Here is a 21598-nt window from a genome sequence, read left to right as displayed (position 1 = left end):
TATTTAACAACTCCTTAAGCGAGCCAATTCAAGATTCGGATGCGGGGTGGCGCATTCGTGCCTGCTTCGACGCTTGAGGGCTGAAAGACGTAACTGGCATGGCGCGACGGGCTGCCGCTGGACTGGGGTCGCATGGCCGCGTTTTGGTGCGGACGGCGCATCTTTGCCTGGGCCGGCTGTTGCCGCTTGCCGCTCTCCTGATCCCGCTGATGCTTTCACCTGCCGCCCGCGCCGATGATCCGGTCAAGGGCGCGGCGACGTTCTCGGCGGCGAACGGTTTTGCGCGGCTGGTGTTCAAGCTCGCCGAGGATGTCGACACCGAAGTGTCGACGGCCGGCTCGATTGTCGTGATCCGCTTCAAGCGGCCGGTCGATATCCCCGTGGAGAAACTGGCGGATGCCGTGCCCGATTATGTCGGCATGGCGCGGCGCGATCCGGACGGAACGGCGATCCGCCTGTCGCTGTCGCGGCGGGTGACGATCAACACGATGACCGCGGCCGAGCGGATCTTCATCGACTTTCTGCCCGATGATTGGGCCGGGCCGCCGCCGCCTCTGCCCACGGACGTGATCCGCGAACTGGCCGAGCGCGCGCGCGCCGCCGAGCGCGCGTTGCGTGCGCAGCGGGCGGCGGACGCGGCCAGGAAGAAGCCGCCGGTGCGCGTGCGCGCCTCGGTGCAGCCGACCTTCGTGCGCTTCGTGTTCGAAATCCCCGATGGCGTCAGCGTGTCCTCGGTGCTGAACGAGCAGAAGCTGACGCTGTTGTTCAACAGCGTGCTCAGCTTCGATCTCGCGGATGCCAAGGTGGCGGCGCCGCCGAACGTCGCCTCGATCAACCAGCGCTCCGACACCGACACGTCCGCTGTCGACATCAACCTGATCGGCGAAGTCGACGTGCGCTCTTTCCGCGAGGACAAGAACTATGTCGTCGACGTCGCCTTCCAGCAGCCGGAGAAGCCGGCAGCCGATGGGCACGCCGCCAACGTTCCGCCCGCGCCGGCAAAGCCGCTGGTCGCCGTGGCGGCCGGGCAGGGCAAGGCGATCCGGGAATCCACGCCGTTGCAGCAGCCGGCGCCGATCGCGCCCGTGACCTCCGAGACGTTCGCGGAGCAGGCCAAGATCGCCATCAAGCCCGAGCAGGGCGCAAATGCGCCGCAGGCGGAGCCGATCGCAGCGGCCGAGAGCACGGCGCCTGCGGCCGCGAAGGCGCAGCCTCCAGCCGCCGAGATGCCTGCGCCGGCGTCGGAGAAGGTTGCGCAGGAGGTGTCTCCGCTTCCAGCGGAAGCGGCGCCTGCCGCGCCGCCGAAGCCTGCAGCAGGCTCTGTCAAAGAGGCTTCACCGTCACCAGCAAATGCTGCGCCGAAACAGGACGTGGCCGCATCGCCGCAGACTCCCTCCGCCGAAAAGCCTGTTACGGTCGACGCGCGGCGCGACAGCGATGGCTTGCGCGTGACGTTCAGCTTCCAGAAGGCTACGCCATCAGCGCTGTTCCGCCGCGCCGACGCGGTGTGGCTGGTGTTCGATTCCCAAGAGACCATCGACCTCGCGCCGATCCGCGACAAGGCCGGCGCCATCATCTCCGATGTCAGCCGCTTGCCGCTGGACAACGGACAAGCGATCCGCTTCCGCCTCAACCGCCCGCAGATGCCGTCGCTCGAAGCCGACGACCGCTCCTCCGGCACCGGTTGGACGGTGACCTTCGCCGACCGGGTGCAGAAGCCGCCGCAGCCCTTGATGGTGGTGCGCAATGTCAGCGATCCCGCGCTCGCCAATGTCAGCGTGCCCCTGGCCAATCCCGGACAACTGCACCGGCTGGTCGATCCCGACGCCGGCGACGTGCTGTGGGTCGTGACCGCGCCGCCGCCGGCCCGCGGTTTCATCCGGCGACAGGATTTCGTCGAGCTGTCGCTGCTTGAATCCGTCCACGGCCTCGTGGTGCATCCGAACGCCGACGACGTGAAGGCCGAACTAGGCGCCGACAAGGTGGTGCTGGGACGTCCGGGCGGGCTTACGCTGTCGTCGGCCGACGTCGCCGCCGAACGCGCCACCGCCGCGGTCAAGCCGCTGTTCGATGCCGAGGAATGGAAGAACAACCAGGCGGAGAACTTCCTGAAGCGGCTCGACGCGTTGATCGAGGCCAGCGCGGCGGCGACCACCTCGCCCGAGCAGCTCGCGCAGGCGCGGCTCAACCTTGCCAGGTTCTACGTCGCGCGCGCCATGTATGAGGAAGCCCACGGCGTCGCCAACCTGATGCTGTCGGAGAGCAAGCGCGGCGCCGAGGATCCGTCCGTGCTGATGATCCATGCCGCCAGCAGCATCATGATGGGCCGGCCCGAGCGCGCGCTCAAGGACCTCGCCAATCCCGCGATCGGCAACGGCTATGATTCCCAATTGTGGAAAGGGCTTGCCCTCGCGCGGCAGGGCAAATGGGCGGATGCGCGGGAGAAATTCAAGAACGCGGAGTTCTCGGTCGCGACGCTGCCGCCGGACCTGCAGCGCGTCGTCATGCTGGAATCGATGAAGGCTGCGCTGGAAGTGAAAGATTTTGCCGGCGCCGCGCGCCGCCGCAGTGAGCTCGAGGTGATCGGCCTGCCGAAGGAATTGAAGCCGGCCGCCGCAGTGCTGCGCGGCCGCCTCGCCGAAGCGCTCGGCTATGAGAAGGACGCGCTCGACGCTTACCGTTTCGCCGCGAACTCGCCCGACCGGCAGGCTGCGGCCGAAGGCAAGCTGCTCGAGATCATCCTGAAGCAGAAGCGGGGCGAGATCACGCAAGGAGAGATCCTGCGCGAGCTCGAACTGCTCGCGGTGATGTGGCGCGGCGACAGCATCGAGCTGCGCACGCTGCAGATCCTGGCGAAGATTTATTCCGACACCGGGCGCTATGCGGAAGCGTTCGCGGCCACCCGCGCCGCGACCAGGCTGCTGCCGAATTCGCCGGAATCGCGGCAGGCGCAGGATGCGGCGTCCGCGCTGTTCGCCCAGCTCTTCCTCGGGCCCGCCGGCGACAGCATCCCGCCGATCGATGCGCTCACGATGTTCTACGAATATCGCGAACTCACGCCGATCGGTCGCCGGGGCGACGAGATGATCCGCCGCCTGGCCGACCGCCTCGTCGGCGTCGACCTTTTGGACCAGGCCGCCGAGCTCCTGCAATACCAGGTCGACAAGCGGCTCGAGGGCGCCGCGCGCGCGCAGGTGGCTGCGCGCCTTGCCATGGTCTATCTCACCAACCGCAAGCCGGAGCGCGCGATCGCGGCGCTGCACGTGACCCGCATCTCGGATCTGTCAGGCGAATTGCGCCAGCAGCGGCTGCTGCTCGAGGCGCGTGCGCAGAGCGACGTCGGTCGGCATGATCTTGCGCTCGATATCGTCTCCAACATTTCCGGCCGCGAGGCGATCCGGCTGCGCTCCGACATCCATTGGGCGCAGCGGCACTGGCGCGAGGCCTCCGAGCAGATCGAACTCTATTATGGCGACCGCTGGCGTGACTTCACGCCGCTGAACGCGGCTGAGAAGGGCGACATCATCCGTGCGGTGATCGGCTATGCGCTCGCCGAGGACGCGATCGGGCTGACGCGCTTCCGCGACAAATATGCGCCGCTGATGTCAGGCGAGGCCGACCGGACGGCGTTCGACATTGCAGCGAGGCCTGCTGCCGCCAACGGTGCGGAATTCTCCCAGATCGCCAGGATGGCCGCCAGCGTCGACACGCTGGACGGCTTCATCCGCGACATGAAGCTCCGTTTCCCCGACGCCACCGCCCGCGCCCCGCTGCCCGACCCGATCGCAACCGGCGCCGTGCCCGGCACGAAAGCCGCTCCCGACACGTTGCCGGCGATCGTCGGCGTCAAGCGCGCCAGCGCGGCGAGGTAGCGATCCCGTATCGGGGCTCCGAACTTTTCCTTCCTCCTGAAAGGCCGGCTATCGCATATGAAATAGAACTTGGTGGGCGGTCCCTTCGCGGCCCATCCTTCGAGACGCCGCTGCGCGGCTCCTCAGGATGAGGTCTGATTTCGCGGTGGGATCTTAGACCCTCATGGTGAGGAGCGCCGCTTGCGGCGCGTCTCGAACCATGAGGCCCCGCCTCGTTCGCAGCCACCAAACGGCCATATGGGATAGCCCTGCTTTTCAAGGGGAGGTGAAGCTGCGCTCAGAAACATTGATGAGGACCTCGCGGATTGCGCTGCACTGAGCGCAGCGCCCTTCAGCCATCGCCGTCGGCGATGGCTGGCATCAGAACTAACCATTTCCCTTTCCGGCGGCGAGGCTGCTTAAGCCATGTCGATGTCAACCACCCATGCTCACCGTCATCCGCATTCAGTTGCAGCCAATCATCATCATGAAGGCGGACCGGTCTGGCTTTCGGCTGCAGCGGGGCTTTGCGCCTCGCTGGTCGGTCTCGGATTGGCGCGCTTCGCCTACACGCCGCTGATCCCGGCGCTGATCGCGGCGAAATGGTTCAGTCCGGCGGATGTCGTTTATCTCGGCGCAGCCAATCTAGCGGGCTATCTGGCCGGCGCGATTGTCGCGCGCGAAGTCGGTGCTCGCGCTGGCGCGGTGCGCTCGCTGCGCGCCATGATGGTGCTCGCCTCGCTCTGCTGCTTTGCCTGCTCGGTGCCGATCTCTTTCGCCTGGTTCTTCGTGTGGCGCTTCCTTGCAGGTCTTGCGGGAGGCGTGATCATGGTGCTCGCGGCGTCGACGATCCTGCCGCACACGCCGCCGAACAAGAAGGGCGTGGTCGGCGGCGTGATCTTCGCCGGCGTGGGCCTCGGCGTTGCTGCATCCGGCACGCTCGTGCCGCTGCTATTGCGGCAAGGGCTGCAGCAAGCCTGGTACGGGCTTGGCATATTGTCCGTGCTGTTGACCCTGGCGAGCTGGAAGGCCTGGCCGGCCGAGGTTCGCGGCATGAAAGCCGTAGTCTACCATCGCACCGCGGCGCGGCCGGGATCACTGGCGATCCGCGCGCTGTATGCGGAGTATGGCCTCAACGCCGTGGCGCTGGTGCCGCACATGGTCTTCCTGGTCGACTTCGTCGCGCGCGGACTGGGGCAGGGGATTCTGGCCGCTTCGCAATACTGGGTGCTTTACGGCATCGGTGCCATTGCCGGTCCCCTCGTCACCGGGCATCTCGCCGACCGCGCAGGGTTCGGCCCGGCGCTGCGCGTCGCCTTTTTGGTGCAGGCGATCGCGATCGTGCTGCCTGCGGTCAGCGCGGCTCCGGCAGTGATGATCGTCTCGAGCGTCATCGTTGGCGCGTTCACCCCCGGCGTCGTGCCGCTGACGCTCGGCCGCATCCATGAACTCGTTCCGCACAACAGCGCCGAGCAGGGCGCGGCCTGGGCGCAAGCGACCACGAGCTTTGCGCTGTTTCAGGCCGGCGGTGCATATGGCCTGTCCTACTGCTTCGAGCAGACCACCGGCAATTACGCGCTCCTGTTCATGATCGGCGCAGCCGCCATCACCGCCGCGCTCGCCGTCGATCTCGTGGTCGGATTATTGGGCAATCGGGCGCGCTCGTAGCCAAGCCAGTGTGGTCAGCGGAACTTGATCGCCTCGATCGGATCAGGCGGGTCCATGGGATAGTGCTCGGTCTCGTAGGCATCGATCAGCGTCGCCAGTACGTCAAGGCGGTCGCCGTCGCGCGTGCCGGACTTCGCGCCCCAGAGACGCTCAACCTCCTTGAGTGCGGCCTCGTAATCCCGCTTCGTCCCGATCGGCTTTATCTCACCTGACATGCCGCACCTAAGTTGCCCTTGTCATCCTATCGTAGCCAGGATGGAGCGCAGCGCAATCCGGGGACCAGATCGCAAGTGTCGATAATCCCGGATTGCGCTGCGCTCCATACGCCTACGCATGAGGTGCGGCGATGGATTTGCTGCGCTTCGTTCGCATGACGCCCTGCTACCCGCCGTAACTCTGCACCAGGCTGCCGGCGACCAGCGACCAGCCGTCGACCAGCACGAAGAAGATCAGCTTGAACGGCAGCGACACCACGACCGGCGGCAGCATCATCATGCCCATCGACATCAAAACGGAGGCGACCACGAGGTCGATGATGAGGAAGGGCAGGAACAACAGGAAGCCGATCTCGAAGGCGCGCTTCAATTCGGAGATCATGAAGGCGGGCACGAGGATGCGCAGCGACATGTCTTCCGGCGTCGCCGGCGGCGGCTCGCCGGAGAGATCCATGAACAGCTTGAGGTCCTTTTCGCGCACGTTCTTCTGCATGAAGCCGCGCAAGGGGACGGAGGCGCGCTGCAGCGCTTCCTCGACGCTGATCTGGTTGGCGACAAGCGGGCGGATGCCGTCGTCATAGGATTTCTGCAGCACCGGGCCCATCACGAACGCGGTGAGGAACATCGCCAGCGCGATGATGACCGAGTTCGGCGGCGCGGTCGCGGTGCCCAAGGCGGTGCGCAGCAGCGACAGCACCACGACGATGCGCGTGAACGACGTCATCATGACCAGGATCGACGGCGCGATCGAGAGCACGGTGAGCAGCGCGATGAGCTGGATCGCGCGCTCGGTGACGCCGCCATTGCCCTGGCCGAGATTGATGCTGATGTCCTGCGCAAGAGCAGGCGCCGCCAGCGAGCTGGCGGCGATCAGGACGGCGGTGAATAAAACTCTACGCGGGACCTTCGGCAGCCTCACGAAGGGTTCTTCGGGCGGCCGAGCAGGGAGGCCATCTCGTCTTCGAGATTCTCAAAGCCGCTCTTCTGCGGCCCCGGCGAGGGCGCCGGCGGGGGTTCGCTGCGCGCGGGGCGCGGCGCCGCCTGCTCGGGAGCGACCGGCGGTGCGGCGGCTTCGCTCGCCGGACGGCGCAGCGCGGCCTCGAGCCGCTGCGCCATCTCGGCGAGATTGGCGTCGGCGCTGGACGTATCTGACGGTGGCGGCGGAGGTGAAGGAGGAGGGGGTGGCGGCGGCGCCGCGGCGCGCTCGGGGGTGCGGAGCGGCGCGACCTTCGGTTCGGTCGTGCGCGGCGGGCGCGGGATCAGGGGCTCGGAGCGCTCGCGGGGGACGCGCGGCGGCATCGGCTCGGGCCGCGGTTCGGTGCGTTCGGGACGGCTGCCGATCGGCTCCGGCGTGAAGCCGGCGAGCGGATCGCGTCGCTCCGGCAGCGGCGGGCCGGCCGGGCGGCGGAGCTCTTCAGCGAAGGACGGGCGTGCGGGCCGCGGCGGCGGCTCAGGTATCGCCGGCTCCGGAGTCTCGAAGATATCGGTGCGGGCGCTTTCGGCCTCGGCCCAGGCTGTATCCGGGAGCGGCGCAACCCGCGGTGGTGGTTCGGCGCTGGCAACAACCGGACGCGGCGGCGCCTGATCACGGGCCGCCATCGCGCGCACGATGTTGGGCTCGACGACGATGTCGGTGGGGCCGCCGATCATCAGGAGATGCTCGACATTGTCGCGCCGGACCAGCACGAGGCGCCGTCGCCCGTCCACCGCGGCAGCATCGATCACTGCCAGGCGCGGCATCCGCCCGCGGTTGGTGTTGGCCCCGAGGCGGCTGCCGGCAAAACGGCGGACCAGCCACGCCGCCAGACCGATCAGCGCCAATACGGCGATGAACGCAAAGAGGAACCACAGGATCTGCATATTACTGTCCCCGGCCATCTGGCCCTGCTTTCATGCTGGCTTCGACGGATGCGGGCTGAAGCGATCCGATCAGCGAATCACGCCCGAGATCAGCCTTATTTCTTAATTCCCCACGGCAGTCACGCCGCCCATGTTTACTAATAGACCAAGAATCGATTGTTCCAAAACGACTTCTGAGCCCGCCCGCGCGCGCTGGTTAACGCAGCGATCGTGGCGAAAATGTGCATTTCCTGATGTTTCGCGAGTTGTCGGTGGTCCTGTCCACGACCTGCCGGAACAATTTAACCAGCCGTTAACCATACACCGGGCAAATTCTGCCTACCTCGGGGACGGCCCCAGAGGTTAACGGGGGCACGGCGATGTCCATCAACGATCTACCGATCCTGTCAGCGCTGCGTACCAAGATGCAGTGGCACCAGGAGCGCCAGCGGGTGCTCGCCGAGAACGTCTCCAATTCGGATACGCCGAACTTCAAGCCGCGCGACCTGGTCGAGCCGACCTTCGACCGCAATGGCGCAGCCGTCGGCGGATCGATGGGCACATTGCCGATGCTGCGGACCAGCACCGGGCATATCGCGGCGTCCGGTGCGCCGGAGAATTTCGACCATGACGGCGGGAAGAACGCTTTCATGACCAGGCCGGCCGGCAACGCCGTCAACCTGGAAGAGCAGATGCTGAAGGTCTCCGCCAACCAGATGGATTATGCGGCGGTGACCTCGCTCTACAGCCGCAGCCTCGGGCTGATCAAAACCGCGATCGGCAAGCGCTGACGGATTTTTAGGGGGAAGGGATCATGGCCGACGATGGAAGCGATTTCGCCCGCTCGATGGCGATTGCCACCTCCGGCCTGCGCGCGCAGGCCGGCCGCATGCGGGTGATCTCGGAAAATATCGCCAACGCCGATTCGACGGCGCAGACCGCCGGCGGGGATCCCTACCGCCGCAAGGTGCCGACCTTCTCCTCCGCGCTGGACCGCACGCTGGACGCCAAGGTTGTGGCGCTCGGCAGGGTCCGGCCCGACCAGTCGGCATTCCGTGTCAAATACGAGCCGAGCAATCCGGCCGCGGATGCAACCGGCAATGTGAAATATCCTAACGTCAACCCGCTGGTCGAAATGACCGACATGCGCGACGCCCAGCGATCCTACGAGGCGAACCTCAACATCATCAGCGCGACGCGGCGGATGATCCAGCGCACGCTCGATATCCTCAAGTCGTAAAGAACAGGAAGCGATCAATCATGGCTACACCGACAGTTGCCGCCAACGCCTATGCCAGCCTCGCCCGCATGATGGAGCGGGGCGGCGCTGAGAAGGGCGGCGAGACCACTGGCCCCTCGTTCGGCGCGCTGGTGAAGGAAGCCATCGGCAGCGTCATGGACGCGGGTCGCAAGTCCGATGCCCAGACCGTGGCGATGACTTCGGGCCGGGCCAATGTGATGGACGTGGTGACGGCGGTCGCGGAGACCGACGTCGCGGTCTCGACCCTGGTGTCGGTGCGGGATCGGGTGATCCAGTCGTATGAAGACATCATGAAGATGCCGATCTAGTTCGGTCCTCATCCTGAGGAGCCGGCGCAGCCGGCGTCTCGAAGGATGGCCACGAGCGAGATCGGGGCCTCATGGTTCGAGACGGCGCTCCGCGCCTCCTCACCATGAGGGGAGACAGAGAGGAAATGAAATGACCGGTGCTGAAACCCTCGACGTGGCGCGCGATGCGATCTGGACCATCGTGGTGGTGTCGTCACCCCTGATGGTCGTCGGCCTCGTGGTCGGCGTGATCGTGTCGCTGTTCCAGGCGCTGACGCAGATCCAGGAGCAGACGCTGATCTACGTGCCGAAGATCCTCGCGATTTTCGTGACGCTGCTGTTGGCGCTGCCGTTCATGGCTGACGCGCTGCACGCTCACATGATGCGGATATCGTCGCGAATCATCGGCGGTTGATGCACTGTGGGTAGATGCGCATCGACGTTTCCCTGCTGCCGGCGCTCGCCGCGACCTTCGTGCTGGTGTTTGCCCGCATGGGGTCGATGGTGATGCTGCTGCCGGGATTCGGCGAGAGCAACATCCCGGTGCGGGTCAAGCTCGGGATCGCGCTGCTCTTGACGCTGATCATCCTGCCGCTGCACCGCAATGCCTATCATGTCGACATGACATCGGTGAGCTCGCTGATGGTGCTGATGATGCACGAGATCGTTATCGGCATCGTGCTCGGCGCGACCGCGCGCGTGACCCTGTCGGCGCTCGCGGTCGCGGGCTCGGTGATCGCCCAGCAGCTCGGGCTCGGCTTCGTCACCGCGATCGATCCGACCCAGGGCCAGCAGGGGCAGTTGATCGGCAACTTCCTCACCATCCTCGGCATGACGCTGCTGTTTGCCACCGACACCCACCATCTGGTGATCGCGGCGCTGAACGAGAGCTACCGGATCTTCGCGCCGGGCGCGCCGATGCCGACCGGCGACGTGGCGGCGCTGGCGACGCGCGCCTTTGCCGAGGCGTTCAAGATCGGCCTGCAGCTTTCCGCGCCTTTCCTGGTGTTCGGCCTCGTCTTCAATATCGGGCTTGGCGTGCTGGCGCGGCTGATGCCGCAGATGCAGGTCTATTTCGTCGGCGTGCCGCTCTCGATCCTCGCCGGGTTCCTGATCCTCGCCGTGGTGATCGCCGCGATGATGGGGACCTATCTCGATTACTTCATCGGCGTCATGCACCAGCTCACGCCACTGAAATAGGGAGCCGCCATGGCCGAGGATACCGACGACAAAACAGAAGACCCCACGCAAAAGCGCCTTGATGACGCGCTCGAGAAGGGCGACGTCGCCAAGAGCCAGGAGGTCAACACCTGGTTCGTGATCGCGGGCGGCACGCTGGTGCTGTCGACCTTCTCGAACTCGACGGCAGCAGGCATCCTGACGCCGCTGCGCAACCTGATCGCCAAGTCCTGGATGATCAGGACCGACGGCCCGGGACTGCTGTCGCTGACGCAGACGCTGGGCATCGCGGTGATTGCCGCCGTCGGCATTCCGCTCTTGATGCTGATGTTGGCTGCGATCGCCGGCAACATGATCCAGCACCGGCTGGTGTGGTCGACGGAGCAGCTCAAACCCAAATTCAACAAAATCTCGCCCGGTGCCGGCTTCAAGCGCATTTTCGGCAAGCAGGCGGCGGCGAATTTCCTCAAAGGCATCTTCAAGCTGGTCGCGCTCGGCGCGGTCATGACGGCGGTGCTGTGGCCGGAGTGGCACCGGCTGGAATCGCTGCTCAGGATCGATGTCGCCTCGATCCTGCCCGCCACCACCAGCCTGACCGTGCACCTGATGGGGGCGGTGGTCGCCATGCTCGCCGCGGTGGCGATCGCCGACTATTTCTTCCAGTACCGGCAGTGGTACGAGCGGCAGAAGATGTCGCTGCAGGAGATGAAGGAGGAGTTCAAGCAGTCGGAAGGCGATCCGCACATCAAGGGGCGCATCCGCCAGTTGCGGCAGCAGCGCATGAAGAAGCGGATGATGGCCGCGGTTCCCAAGGCGAGCGTGGTCATCACCAACCCGACCCACTACTCGGTGGCGCTCGCCTACGACCGCAGCATGCAGGCGCCGGTCTGCGTCGCCAAGGGCGTCGACATCATCGCCTTCAAGATCAGGGAGATCGCCAAGGATCACGACATCCCGATCGTCGAGAACGTGCCGCTGGCCCGCGCCCTCTATGCAACCGTCGACATCGACGAGGAAATTCCGGTCGAACACTATCATGCGGTCGCCGAAATCATCGGCTACGTCATGGGCCTGAAGCGGCGCGGGCTTTCGGGATAGTGGACCTGAGAAATGGAACGAAACCGGCCTGAGATGGGCTTAACCTGGGAAATGGCGGCCTGATGGACTTGCGCTCCAAGCTCCGATTGAGGCACTCAGGAGGGCGGGCGAATCTGCACGCCTTCACCGCCGACGGGCAGTTTCCTTCGATGACCGCCGAGACCGATCACAACCCGCCTGCCGAGCCGTTCGTGGCCCACGAACCGCCGCGGCGGAGCGGCAGCATCATCCTGGTGCTGCTGGTGGCGGCCGGCCTCGTCGCGGTGGCGATCGCGCTGATGACCATCGGCCGTGCCCAGGCGCAGCCCTATATCCTCGGCGTGCTGGCGCTGCTGGCCATGGTCGGGCTGTTCAGCCTGTTCGCCTTTGCCGCCGGGATCATCCGTTTCTCCGACCGTTCCACCGACGATCCCGTGATGGGCCGGATCGCCAACCATGCCTATGACGGCCTGGCGGTCACGGATTCCCACGGCCACGTGGTCTATTCCAACGCCGCCTATCTGGCGCTGACCGGGGCCTCCAGCCCGCAGGAGGTCCGGCCGGTCGAGCGTGTCTTCATCGGCAATCCTGACGTTTCCGAGGCCGTGTTCCGCCTGCTCAAGGCCGCGCGCGAAGGCAAGCGGCAGCAGGAGGAGGTCCGCATCGCCGGCCATGACGGCCTGCACGGGCGGTGGCTCAGGATGCGGGTGCGGCCGCTCGGCCAGAGCAAGCGCGAACAGAAATATGCGGTGTGGTCGATCGCCGACATCACCCGCGACCGCGAGCGCCAGGAGGACGTCTTCAAGGAACTGCAGCACGCGATCGAATATCTCGATCACGCGCCTTGCGGCTTCTTCTCGGTCACGCCGTCAGGCGAGATCGCCTATGTCAACGCGACGCTCGCCAACTGGCTCGATTACGATCTTGCCGAGATCGGCTCGGGCGGCTTGAGGCTCACCGACATCGTCTCCGGCGACGGCGCCGCGCTGCTCACCTCGATCGTGCCGGCGCCGGGCGAGGTGAAGACGGAAGTATTCGACATCGATTTGCGCAGGCGCGGCGGCAAGACCGTGCCGGTGCGCCTCTATCACAAGCTCGCCTTCGGCGCCGACGGCACGCGAGGGGCCTCGCGCACGCTCGTCATCAGCCGCGCCCGCGACGAGCATTCCGATCCCGAGCGCGCCGCCGAAGTACGCTTCATGCGCTTCTTCGACCACACGCCGATGGCGATCGCCACCGTGGACCGCGGCGGCAATGTGGTGCGGGCCAATGCCCGCTACGCCAAGCTCGCGCAAGGCCTGAATGCGGAGGGCTCGGCCGCCAAGTCCATCTTCCGCGCCGTCAATCCGCGCGACCGCAGCCTGGTGATCGCAGCGATCAACCAGGCGGCCGAGGGCAGGGGCGACATCGCGCCGGTCGAGGTCATGCTCGACGGGGCCAAGGAACGCTGGGCGCAGTTCTTCGTCTCCGCGGTGGAGGAGGACGAGCGCGATGCCGAGGCCGCGATCGTCTACATGCTCGAGACCACCGAGCGGCGCACGCTGGAAAACCAGATCAACCAGTCGCAGAAGATGGACATGGTCGGCCAATTGGCCGGCGGCATCGCGCACGATTTCAACAACGTGCTCTCAGCCATCATGATGGCGAACGATTTCCTGTTGAACGCGCACAAGCCGACCGATCCGTCGTTCCAGGACATCATGCAGATCAAGCAGAACGCGACCCGTGCGGCGACGCTGGTGCGGCAACTGCTCGCGTTCTCGCGCCGCCAGACGCTGCGGCCGCAGGTGCTGGACCTCGGCGACGCATTGAGCGACCTGACCATGCTGCTGCGCCGGCTGATCGGCGAGAAGGTGAAGCTCGACCTCGTGCACGGGCGTGACCTCTGGCCGGTGAAGGTCGATGTCTCCCAGTTCGAGCAGGTGATCGTCAATCTCGCCGTCAATGCGCGCGACGCGATGCCGGACGGCGGCAAGCTGATCATCAAGACCCAGAACGTCGCGGCCGAGGAAGCCGGCCAGCTCTCCTACAAGGGCCTGCCGGCGGCGGACTATGTACGGATCGACATCACCGATACCGGCACCGGCATTCCGCTTGAGATCATCGACAAGATCTTCGAGCCGTTCTTCTCGACCAAGGAGGTCGGCAAGGGCACGGGGCTTGGGCTTTCGACGGTCTATGGCATCGTCAAGCAGACCGGCGGCTTCGTGTACGTCGATTCCACGCCCGGCGAGGGCACCACCTTCCGCATCTTCCTGCCGCGCCACCGGCCCGAGCAGGAGGTCGTGCCGGAGCCGCAGCCGACCAATGGCGCGGCCAGGGAGCCGGCGGCCGAACCGCCGAAGCCGAAACCTGACCTGACCGGACAGGGCACGATCCTTTTGGTCGAAGACGAGGATGGCCTGCGTTCACTGAATGCCCGCGGCCTGCGCTCGCGCGGCTACAGCGTGATCGAGGCGTCCAACGGCATCGAGGCGATGGAGGCCTTCGACGAGCAGAACGGCGCGATCGACCTTGTCGTCTCCGACGTGGTGATGCCCGAGATGGACGGCCCGACGCTGCTCAAGGAAATGCGCAGCCGCAATCCGGAGCTGAAGATCATCTTTGTCTCCGGCTATGCCGAGGATGCCTTCGAGAAGAGCCTGCCGGAGAACCAGCAATTCGCCTTCCTGCCGAAACCGTTCACGCTGACACAGCTCGTCGCCGCCGTGAAGGAGACGATGACGCTGCAGTAGCGCGACCGCGACAGGGAAGCGGCGAAGCAACCTGCCTCCACGGAAAGCAGCCGGGGAAAGCCGCGTTTCAGTCGCAATGACAGGGTTAAAGATCCGCAAAAACCCGGGAAAAGACGGGCTATTGTCACATCCCCGCGACTGAGGGCCGCAGTCGTGGTTCCTTTTCCCGCTTCCCTTTTGGGCAGCCATGCCCATCTTAATGCCACTCTCCCCATGGCGGGGATTCAAGGAAACACACATGAATTTCACGCAACATACGCGCGGAATTGTCCGGGCCATCGCCGTCGCGATCGCGCTGGCGCTGCCCCTCACAGCTATCAGCATTTCGGCGGCCGACGCCCGCGCCGGCGGCGGCTTCGGCTCGGGTTCCCGCGGCTCGCGGAGCTTCGCCGCTCCGCCCAGCACGAACACCGCGCCCGGCATGACGCAACCCCTCAACCGCACCTATAGCCAGCCGGGCACCAACATGGGTTCGCCGGCCGCGAATTCGGGCGGCTTGTTCAACCGGGGCGGCATGGGCCGCGGCCTGCTCGGCGGCCTTGCCGCGGGCTTCCTCGGTGCCGGCCTGTTCGGCCTGCTGTTCGGCGGCGGCCTGTTCTCCGGTCTCGGCGGCTTGTCGTCGATCCTTGGCCTGTTGCTGCAGATCGGCCTGATCGTGCTGGTGGTGCGGCTGGCGATGTCGTGGTGGCAGCGCCGCCAGACACCGGCCGCCGCCTATGCCGGCAGACCGACACCTGCACCCGGCGTCGGCCCGCAGCCGAACTACCGCTCGAGCATGGGCTTCGGGCTTGGTTCGGCCAGCGCGCCGCTGGAAATCGCGCCGGCTGACTATGAGGCCTTCGAGCGTCTGCTCGGCGAGGTCCAGGCTGCATGGTCGAACGAGGATATCGCCAAGCTGCACACGCTCGCGACGCCCGAGATGGTCTCCTACTTCTCGAAGGACCTGGAGGAGAACAAGGCCCGCAACGTCATCAACAAGGTGACGAACGTGAAGCTGTTGCAGGGCGATCTTGCCGAAGCCTGGCGCGAGGGCGAGTCCGATTACGCCACGGTGGCGATGCGCTTCTCGCTGGTCGACCAGATGCTCGACCGCAACACCGGCCGGCCGGTCGGCGGCGGAGAGCAGCCGCAGGAAGCGACGGAGGTCTGGACCTTCGTGCGCCGGCGCGGCAGCGACTGGGAACTCTCGGCGATCCAGCAGACGAACTGATCGTCCGCTAGACCACGCAACATCAAGGCGCTGCGGTTCGTTCCGCGGCGCCTTTTGCTTTTGCGCGGTTCATTTTCGCGGTTGCAGGACTGGAATAATAGGTACCCCTACGGGTTGATGTCAGGAGCCAAAAACAACCGGGAGGATGAAATGAAGATTTGTGCCAGCATCCTTGCGCCGACATGTTTCGCGCTCGCCGCTTTCGCGGTGCAGCCGGCAGGGGCGCAGTCGGCCAACGCCAGCTTCTTTCTGACCAGCAACGGCGTCGGCAATGGCGGCAATCTCGGCGGGCTTGCGGGGGCCGACAATCACTGCCAGACGCTGGCGCAGGCGGCGGGCTTTGGTGCACCGAAAACCTGGCGTGCCTATCTGTCGACGCAGGCGGCCGACGGCCAGCCCGCCGTGAATGCGCGCGACCGCATCGGCAAAGGGCCGTGGCAGAATGTGAAGGGCGTGGTGATCGCGAAGAACGTCGCCGACCTCCACAGCGCGGGCAACAATCTCACCAAGCAGACCGCGCTCTCCGAAAAAGGCGAGGTCATCAACGGCAGCGGCGACAGGCCGAACCGTCACGACGTGCTGACCGGCTCGCAAGCGGACGGTACCGCGTTTGCCGCCGGCGAGGATCGCACCTGCAAGAACTGGACGAGCAGCACGCAGGGCGCCGCCGTGGTCGGCCATTTCGACCGTCTTGGCCTGCGCGACGACGAGCCGTCCAAATCCTGGAACTCATCGCATCCTTCGCGTGGGCCGGACGGTGGCTGCTCGCAGGCCGATCTGAAGAGCACCGGCGGCGACGGCTTGCTGTACTGTTTCGCCGCGAACTGAATCCGCGACGATCACCTCTCCCGTAGGGAGAGGTCGCGCCGAAGGCGCGGGTGAGGGGTTATGGTCCCTCGATAGAGCAAATCCCCTCACCCGGCGTTACACGCCGACCTCTCCCTACGGGAGAGGTGAAGAGACCCAGCGCCCATCGCGGACGTAATTCGACCTTATCTCATCATGCTCTCGCGAGCGCTCAGGCGGCCTTCTTCCTGGCAACTTTCTTCTTCGCTACCTTCTTCTTGGGAGCCGTCTTCTTCTTCGCCACATAGGCCGCGACTTTCTTCGATGAATGGCCCACGGCGGCGACGGCAGCCTTCAGCCTGGCCGGCGTGACCCTGAACTTCTTGGACCAATAGCGCACTTCATAAGGCTCGCTCACCGCAATCCGCGCTCGGTCCGCGGCAAGATGTGTCTGCTCCTTGAAATAGGCTTCCACCTTCTTGGCGGAGTGTCCGACTTTCTTGACGGCGTATTTCAGCTTGGCCGGTGTGACCTTGAACTTCTTCGACCAATAGGCGACCTCGTAAGCCTCGCTCAACGCGATCCGTGCGCGATCGCTGCCGCCGCGCTTCTTCTTGCTATCCGCCATCACATTCTCCTGTCCGAGCGGGAATCGGATGTTCCAAGACCGGAACAGGCTAACATCGTCGCGCGCTTTCGAACAATTGCGATCACGCGGCTGCGGAGCACTGGCCACAGGAGTGTGTTATTGCGGTGAGCCGGTTCGAGGGAGGCTCGTCCATGCGCTATCAGCTCTATTACTGGCCCGACATTCAGGGCCGCGGCGAATATGTGCGGCTCGCGTTGGAGGATGCCGGTGCTGATTATGACGATGTCGCGCGCGGCGCGGGCGGAACAAGCGCAATGATGTCGATGATGGAAGCGGGCAAGGGCACGCCGCCCTTCGCGCCGCCGTTCCTGAAGGCCGGTAAGCTCGTAATCGGGCAGACCGCCAACATCCTGTTCTTTCTCGGCGCGCGCCACGGCCTCGCGCCGAAGGCGGAAGGGGGACGGCTTTGGGTGCATCAAATGCAGCTCACGATCGCCGATCTCGTGCTGGAAGTTCACGACACCCATCATCCGCTCGGGCCGACGCTCTATTACGAGGACCAGAAGGCGCCGGCGAAGAAGCGCACCGCGGAGTTCTGGAAGGAGCGGGTCCCAAAATATCTCGGCTATTTTGAAGACATCGTGGAGGCGAATGGCGGTGCTTACGTCAGCGGTCGCCGTGTGACCTATGTCGATCTGTCGCTGTTCCAGATCGTGGAGGGCCTGCGCTACGCGTTCCCGAAGCATATGCGGGCGTTCGAGGAGAACGTTCCCCGCCTGATCGAATTGCGCGACCGTGTCGCCGAGCGGCCGAACATCAAGACGTATCTGGCGAGCGAGCGGCGGATTCCGTTCAACGAGCAGGGGATCTTCCGCCGCTACAAGGAATTGGATTTATGAAGTGTCGCTCTATCCGTTCGTCATGGCCGGGCTTGACGGCGTGATGCGGCAACAGCAATCGTAGGGTGGGCAAAGCGAAGCGTGCCCACCCTCAAGCTCGCTGCTCGTAATGGTGGGCACGCTCCGCTTTGCCCACCCTACGACATCCGTCACAGGTTTCGCCCGTCGAACGGCGTCATCGCGAGCTTCGATAGTTCGATGCCATCGATGCAGCTCACGTTCAGCGCCACCACATCGGTGCCGTCGGGCTTCCTGCCATAGGCAAACACCTCGGCGCCGCAGTCGATGCAGAATTGATGGCGGATGGCGTGCTTGTTGAAGAGGTATTCCTTCAGATTTTCCTCGCCGGCGCGCAGCTGAAAGCTCCTCGGCGGCAGGAAGGTGAAATGAAGGCCCTTCTTGGTGCAGATCGAGCAGTTGCAATTGGTCACCATGGCGAGATCGCTGGTGCATTCGAACCGCACCTGTCCGCAATGGCAGCCGCCGGTATAGGTTTTGCTGTCAGGCATCGTCGTCCTCACCACATCCGGGGAAGGGATGATAGCGCAGCGGCGCGGCGCAGTCAGCGGGGCGGGGTCCGTGGAGTGGTGCGCTATTCGTCTTTGCCGCGCGTGATCGCGATCGACGCCTCGGTCCTGGTGCGCGTGCAGTCCATGTTGAGTCGGCGGAAGCGCATGCTGACCTTGTCGCCGCGCAGCAGGCCCATGCGCTTCAGGCAGCGGGTGGCGCCGGTCGTGGTGTCGTCCTTCGGCACAGTGAAGATGATCGCCGCCGCCGAGCTGACCAATTGATAGAATTCCGGCTTCGGCTTCCGGTCGCCCTTGGCATAGAGCTCGATGGAGTAGTTCCTGCCACGGCAGCCGAGCGACAATTCCCTGGTCGCGGGATGAGTCAGATAGACGATGTTGGCGGCCTTGAAGTTGACCTTGAGGCCGTCGATCTGGCTCGCAAGCTGCTTGGCGATGTCGTCGCACTGGTCGGCGTGTGCCGTCGAGGCGGTGAGGGCGGCGAAAAGCCCGATCATCGCGACGAGCGCCGCACCTCGAAGGCGTAATACGAGTGTTCTGGTCACGGATGCCCCCTGCCGGCATGGAAAACCACACGGGTTCAATGCAGGGTCGAGCGGGTTGCGTCAATATGCCAGCCTTGCGCGAGACCGCAGATGCTCGGATCGCTGCCGAGCGTTCCCACGCCTTCCTTTTGCGGCAAAAATGCTTAGAACGGCTCTAGATGCCGGGCCGACGTTCCCGGTCCCAACCTGAGATCATGCCCATGAACGCTCCCACCGCCTTCCCCGACCAGTCCAAGCCCGTTCCGCCCTATAGGCACACGCCGCTGTTCCCGCTGGGGAAGGACGCGACGCCGTACAAGAAGATCACGGCGGATGGCGTTCGGGTCGAGAAGGTGCTGGGCCGGGACATGCTGGTGGTGTCGCGCGAGGCGCTGCGGGCGCTGTCGGAGGCCGCGTTCGGCGAGATCAACCACTACCTGCGCCCAGGGCATCTGAAGCAGCTTCGCAACATCCTCGACGACAAGGAGGCCAGCGACAACGACAAGTTCGTCGCCTTCGATTTCCTCAAGAACGCCAATATCGCCGCCGGCGGCGTGCTGCCGATGTGCCAGGACACCGGCACCGCGATCATCATGGGCAAGAAGGGCTGCAACGTCATCACCGACGGCGACGACGAGGCGGCGCTGTCGGAGGGCGCGCGCGACGCCTATCTGCGCCGCAACCTGCGCTATTCGCAGGTGGCGCCGCTCTCGATGTATGAGGAGAAGAACACCGCCAACAACATGCCGGCGCAGTGCGAGATCTACGCCGAGGGCGATGATGCCTACAAGTTCATGTTCATGGCCAAGGGCGGCGGCTCTGCCAACAAGAGCTTCCTGTTCCAGGCGACGCCGTCGGTGCTGACCAAGGACCGGCTGCTGGCGTTCCTGAAGGAGAAGATCCTCACGCTCGGCACCGCGGCGTGCCCGCCCTATCACCTCGCGATCGTGATCGGCGGCACCTCGGCCGAGCTCTGCATGAAGACAGTGAAGCTCGCTTCCGCGCGCTATCTCGACGCGCTGCCGACGCACGGCTCGGCCGACGGCAACGCGTTCCGCGATCTGGAGATGGAGCAGGAAATCCACAAGATGACGCAGTCACTCGGCGTCGGCGCGCAGTTCGGCGGCAAATATTTCTGTCACGACGTGCGCGTGATCCGGCTGCCGCGCCACGGCGCCTCGCTGCCGATCGGGCTCGGCGTATCCTGCTCGGCGGACCGCCAGGTGCTCGGCAAGATCACCAAGGACGGCGTCTATCTGGAAGAGCTCGAGCACAATCCGGCGCAGTATCTGCCGCAGGTCGAGCAGTCGCTCGGCGGCGAGGTCGTCAAGATCGATCTGAACCAGCCGATGAAGGACATCCTGGCGACACTGTCGAAGCACCCGATCAAGACGCGCGTTTCCATGACAGGCACCATGATCGTCGCGCGCGATGCCGCGCATGCCAAGCTGCGCGAGCGGCTGGACCGCGGCGAGCCGCTGCCGGACTACTTCAAGAACCATCCGGTCTATTACGCCGGTCCCGCCAAGACGCCGGATGGCTACGCCTCCGGCGCGTTCGGTCCGACCACGGCCGGGCGCATGGATTCCTTCGTCGACCAGTTCCAGGCCGCCGGCGGCTCGATGGTGATGGTGGCGAAAGGCAACCGCGCGCCGGCGGTGCGCGAAGCCTGCAAGAAGCACGGCGGCTTCTATCTCGGCTCGATCGGCGGCGCTGCGGCGAACCTCGCCGAGCACTGCATCAAGAAGGTCGAGGTGGTCGAATATCCCGAGCTCGGCATGGAAGCGATCTGGCGCATCGAGGTCGTGGACTTCCCGGCCTTCATCATCATCGATGACAAGGGCAACGACTTCTTCAAGGAGCTGAATCTGGGCTAGATGTCGTCCCGGCCTTGAGCCGGGACCCATAACCACCAGCGGTCATTGTTGAGAGAAAGCCGTCGACCATCCCGCCAGATGACTACTGCCGCGGCGTATGGGTCCCGGGACGACGGCTGAAACGTTACGCCCTCGTCCCCGTGAACGGGAAGCTGCCCATCGGACCAATGCCCATTTCGCCAGCGATGCTGTCGCCCGTCACCTTTCCGATGAATTCGAGCGTGAGCGGCATCGGGTTGGTGATGGAAACCTTCCAGGCGACGTCGTCGCCGCTGGTCGTGCCGTCGAAGATCTCGATGTCGGTGCCTTCGGCGCTGTGCGTGCCCGTGAGCGTGCCGCCCGAGTTCTTCAACGACAGCGTCGACTGACGTTCGCCCATCGGCGTGCTCATGATGAGATTCCAGTTTCCGTCCACCGCCATGCCTGTCTCTCCGAGGTTAAGGTGAAGCCGGACGGCGATATAGCCTATCTCGTCGTGCATGCCCAACGATCTATTTCTTCCTGCGATGATTAAGCGCGGGCGGCTGCGCGCAGCCGGCTTGTCACGATGATGCGGAAGAGGACGTATTGGATCGCGAAGGCGGCGATCTTCAAGCCGGCCGCGACCGCAGTCACATAGGCCGCCCACAGCTTGATGTCGCCGGTCGCGGCCACCGCGATGGTGCCGGCGCCGATCGCAAACATCAATGCAGCCCAGGCGTAGCCGGCGAGGGTGACATATTCCGGAATGGTCTGGACCACGATCGGCGGCATGTAGCGCAGCATCCAGCCGCGCCTCAGCATGATCGTGCCGATCGCGAAATGCGCGATCGACGGCTTTGCGAGGACGAAGCGCGGATCGCTCGTGAGCAGGGTCGCGCTGCCGAGCACGATCACCAGCGCAAGGCTCGCCCAGGTCATGAAGCCGAGCGACGCGCCCTTGATGCGGGAATGCACCACCTGCGCGATCGCACCGGCAATCGCGATCCCGGTCGCGAGCAGAACGTTGTCGGTGGCGACATAGACCGCCAGGAACACGATTGTCGAGAAGAAATCGCCGGCGAGTCTCGCGAACACGTCCCTCATGTCGATGTT

General features: G+C 65.1%; 21 protein-coding genes. 13 read left to right on the top strand and 8 right to left on the bottom strand.

Annotated features, from left to right (window positions below; all coding sequences use genetic code 11):
- Window positions 1-98 precede the first annotated feature (98 nt).
- Window positions 99-3872 (top strand): tetratricopeptide repeat protein, encoded by a 3774-nt coding sequence (locus ACVJGD_RS12850; protein WP_456634680.1) that lies wholly within the window; start codon window positions 99-101, stop codon window positions 3870-3872.
- Between the two features lie 411 nt (window positions 3873-4283).
- Window positions 4284-5519 carry a YbfB/YjiJ family MFS transporter gene (locus ACVJGD_RS12845; protein WP_456640244.1) on the top strand — a complete coding sequence of 412 codons (1236 nt, stop codon included), beginning with the start codon at window positions 4284-4286 and terminating at the stop codon, window positions 5517-5519.
- Between the two features lie 14 nt (window positions 5520-5533).
- On the opposite strand, the gene ACVJGD_RS12840 is transcribed toward ACVJGD_RS12845, so the two are convergent.
- From ACVJGD_RS12840 to ACVJGD_RS12830, 3 genes are all read right to left on the bottom strand, one after another.
- A complete protein-coding gene (locus tag ACVJGD_RS12840) occupies window positions 5534-5734 on the bottom strand; it encodes a helix-turn-helix domain-containing protein (RefSeq protein WP_456634679.1) in 201 nt (66 codons plus the stop codon).
- A gap of 166 nt (window positions 5735-5900) precedes the next feature.
- A complete protein-coding gene (fliP, locus tag ACVJGD_RS12835) occupies window positions 5901-6653 on the bottom strand; it encodes a flagellar type III secretion system pore protein FliP (RefSeq protein ID WP_456634678.1) in 753 nt (250 codons plus the stop codon).
- The gene (locus ACVJGD_RS12830; protein WP_456634677.1) at window positions 6650-7612 is read right to left on the bottom strand and encodes a flagellar biosynthetic protein FliO; all 963 of its coding nucleotides are present in this window, start codon (window positions 7610-7612) and stop codon (window positions 6650-6652) included. Before ACVJGD_RS12830 ends, fliP begins: the two co-directional genes overlap by 4 nt.
- Window positions 7613-7953: 341 nt before the next feature.
- Here ACVJGD_RS12830 and flgB point away from each other — a divergent pair, with 341 nt between their 5' ends.
- The 9 genes from flgB to ACVJGD_RS12785 all read left to right on the top strand — a co-directional run bounded on the left by flgB (window position 7954) and on the right by ACVJGD_RS12785 (window position 16150).
- The gene (flgB, locus tag ACVJGD_RS12825) at window positions 7954-8364 is read left to right on the top strand and encodes a flagellar basal body rod protein FlgB (protein WP_456634676.1); all 411 of its coding nucleotides are present in this window, start codon (window positions 7954-7956) and stop codon (window positions 8362-8364) included.
- Window positions 8365-8387: 23 nt separating this feature from the next.
- Window positions 8388-8813 carry a flagellar basal body rod protein FlgC gene (gene flgC / locus ACVJGD_RS12820; protein ID WP_027583124.1) on the top strand — a complete coding sequence of 142 codons (426 nt, stop codon included), beginning with the start codon at window positions 8388-8390 and terminating at the stop codon, window positions 8811-8813.
- A 20-nt stretch (window positions 8814-8833) separates the two neighbouring features.
- Window positions 8834-9142, top strand: coding sequence for a flagellar hook-basal body complex protein FliE (gene fliE, locus ACVJGD_RS12815; RefSeq protein ID WP_456634675.1), 309 nt, complete (start codon window positions 8834-8836; stop codon window positions 9140-9142).
- A 130-nt stretch (window positions 9143-9272) separates the two neighbouring features.
- Window positions 9273-9536 (top strand): flagellar biosynthesis protein FliQ, encoded by a 264-nt coding sequence (gene fliQ / locus ACVJGD_RS12810; RefSeq protein ID WP_456634674.1) that lies wholly within the window; start codon window positions 9273-9275, stop codon window positions 9534-9536.
- A gap of 14 nt (window positions 9537-9550) precedes the next feature.
- Window positions 9551-10321: a flagellar biosynthetic protein FliR gene (fliR, locus tag ACVJGD_RS12805; RefSeq protein ID WP_456634673.1), complete on the top strand. Its 771-nt coding sequence runs from the start codon at window positions 9551-9553 to the stop codon at window positions 10319-10321.
- Window positions 10322-10330: 9 nt separating this feature from the next.
- Complete coding sequence (flhB, locus tag ACVJGD_RS12800) at window positions 10331-11398, top strand: flagellar biosynthesis protein FlhB (protein WP_456634672.1); 1068 nt, start codon at window positions 10331-10333, stop codon at window positions 11396-11398.
- A 149-nt stretch (window positions 11399-11547) separates the two neighbouring features.
- Window positions 11548-14112, top strand: a complete 2565-nt coding sequence (gene cckA, locus ACVJGD_RS12795; protein ID WP_456640243.1) for a cell cycle histidine kinase CckA — start codon at window positions 11548-11550, stop codon at window positions 14110-14112.
- A gap of 238 nt (window positions 14113-14350) precedes the next feature.
- Window positions 14351-15322 (top strand): Tim44 domain-containing protein, encoded by a 972-nt coding sequence (locus ACVJGD_RS12790; protein WP_456634671.1) that lies wholly within the window; start codon window positions 14351-14353, stop codon window positions 15320-15322.
- A gap of 150 nt (window positions 15323-15472) precedes the next feature.
- Entirely contained in the window at window positions 15473-16150 is a 678-nt protein-coding gene (locus ACVJGD_RS12785; protein ID WP_456634670.1) for a lectin, read from the top strand.
- Between the two features lie 190 nt (window positions 16151-16340).
- On the opposite strand, the gene ACVJGD_RS12780 is transcribed toward ACVJGD_RS12785, so the two are convergent.
- The gene (locus tag ACVJGD_RS12780; RefSeq protein ID WP_456634669.1) at window positions 16341-16736 is read right to left on the bottom strand and encodes a DUF3606 domain-containing protein; all 396 of its coding nucleotides are present in this window, start codon (window positions 16734-16736) and stop codon (window positions 16341-16343) included.
- Window positions 16737-16888: 152 nt separating this feature from the next.
- Here ACVJGD_RS12780 and ACVJGD_RS12775 point away from each other — a divergent pair, with 152 nt between their 5' ends.
- Window positions 16889-17596, top strand: a complete 708-nt coding sequence (locus ACVJGD_RS12775; RefSeq protein ID WP_456634668.1) for a glutathione S-transferase — start codon at window positions 16889-16891, stop codon at window positions 17594-17596.
- A gap of 149 nt (window positions 17597-17745) precedes the next feature.
- Here the strand turns inward: ACVJGD_RS12775 and ACVJGD_RS12770 are convergent, their stop codons facing one another.
- Window positions 17746-18105: a GFA family protein gene (locus ACVJGD_RS12770; RefSeq protein WP_456634667.1), complete on the bottom strand. Its 360-nt coding sequence runs from the start codon at window positions 18103-18105 to the stop codon at window positions 17746-17748.
- A gap of 83 nt (window positions 18106-18188) precedes the next feature.
- Window positions 18189-18620: a hypothetical protein gene (locus tag ACVJGD_RS12765; protein ID WP_456640242.1), complete on the bottom strand. Its 432-nt coding sequence runs from the start codon at window positions 18618-18620 to the stop codon at window positions 18189-18191.
- A 248-nt stretch (window positions 18621-18868) separates the two neighbouring features.
- On the opposite strand from ACVJGD_RS12765, the gene ACVJGD_RS12760 reads away from it, so the two are divergent.
- Complete coding sequence (locus ACVJGD_RS12760) at window positions 18869-20524, top strand: fumarate hydratase (protein WP_456634666.1); 1656 nt, start codon at window positions 18869-18871, stop codon at window positions 20522-20524.
- A gap of 124 nt (window positions 20525-20648) precedes the next feature.
- Here ACVJGD_RS12760 and ACVJGD_RS12755 read toward each other — a convergent pair whose 3' ends face one another.
- Together ACVJGD_RS12755 and ACVJGD_RS12750 are read right to left on the bottom strand one after the other, a co-directional pair.
- Window positions 20649-20945, bottom strand: a complete 297-nt coding sequence (locus ACVJGD_RS12755) for a hypothetical protein (RefSeq protein ID WP_456640241.1) — start codon at window positions 20943-20945, stop codon at window positions 20649-20651.
- Window positions 20946-21034: 89 nt separating this feature from the next.
- On the bottom strand, window positions 21035-21589 hold the full coding sequence (locus ACVJGD_RS12750; RefSeq protein WP_456634665.1) for an inner membrane-spanning protein YciB: 555 nt from the start codon (window positions 21587-21589) through the stop codon (window positions 21035-21037).
- Window positions 21590-21598 lie beyond the last annotated feature (9 nt).

The organism is Bradyrhizobium sp. USDA 10063, from assembly GCF_054063735.1.
The sequence above is the reverse complement of the archived record's forward strand: the minus strand, read 5'-3'. Positions and strand labels throughout refer to the sequence as shown.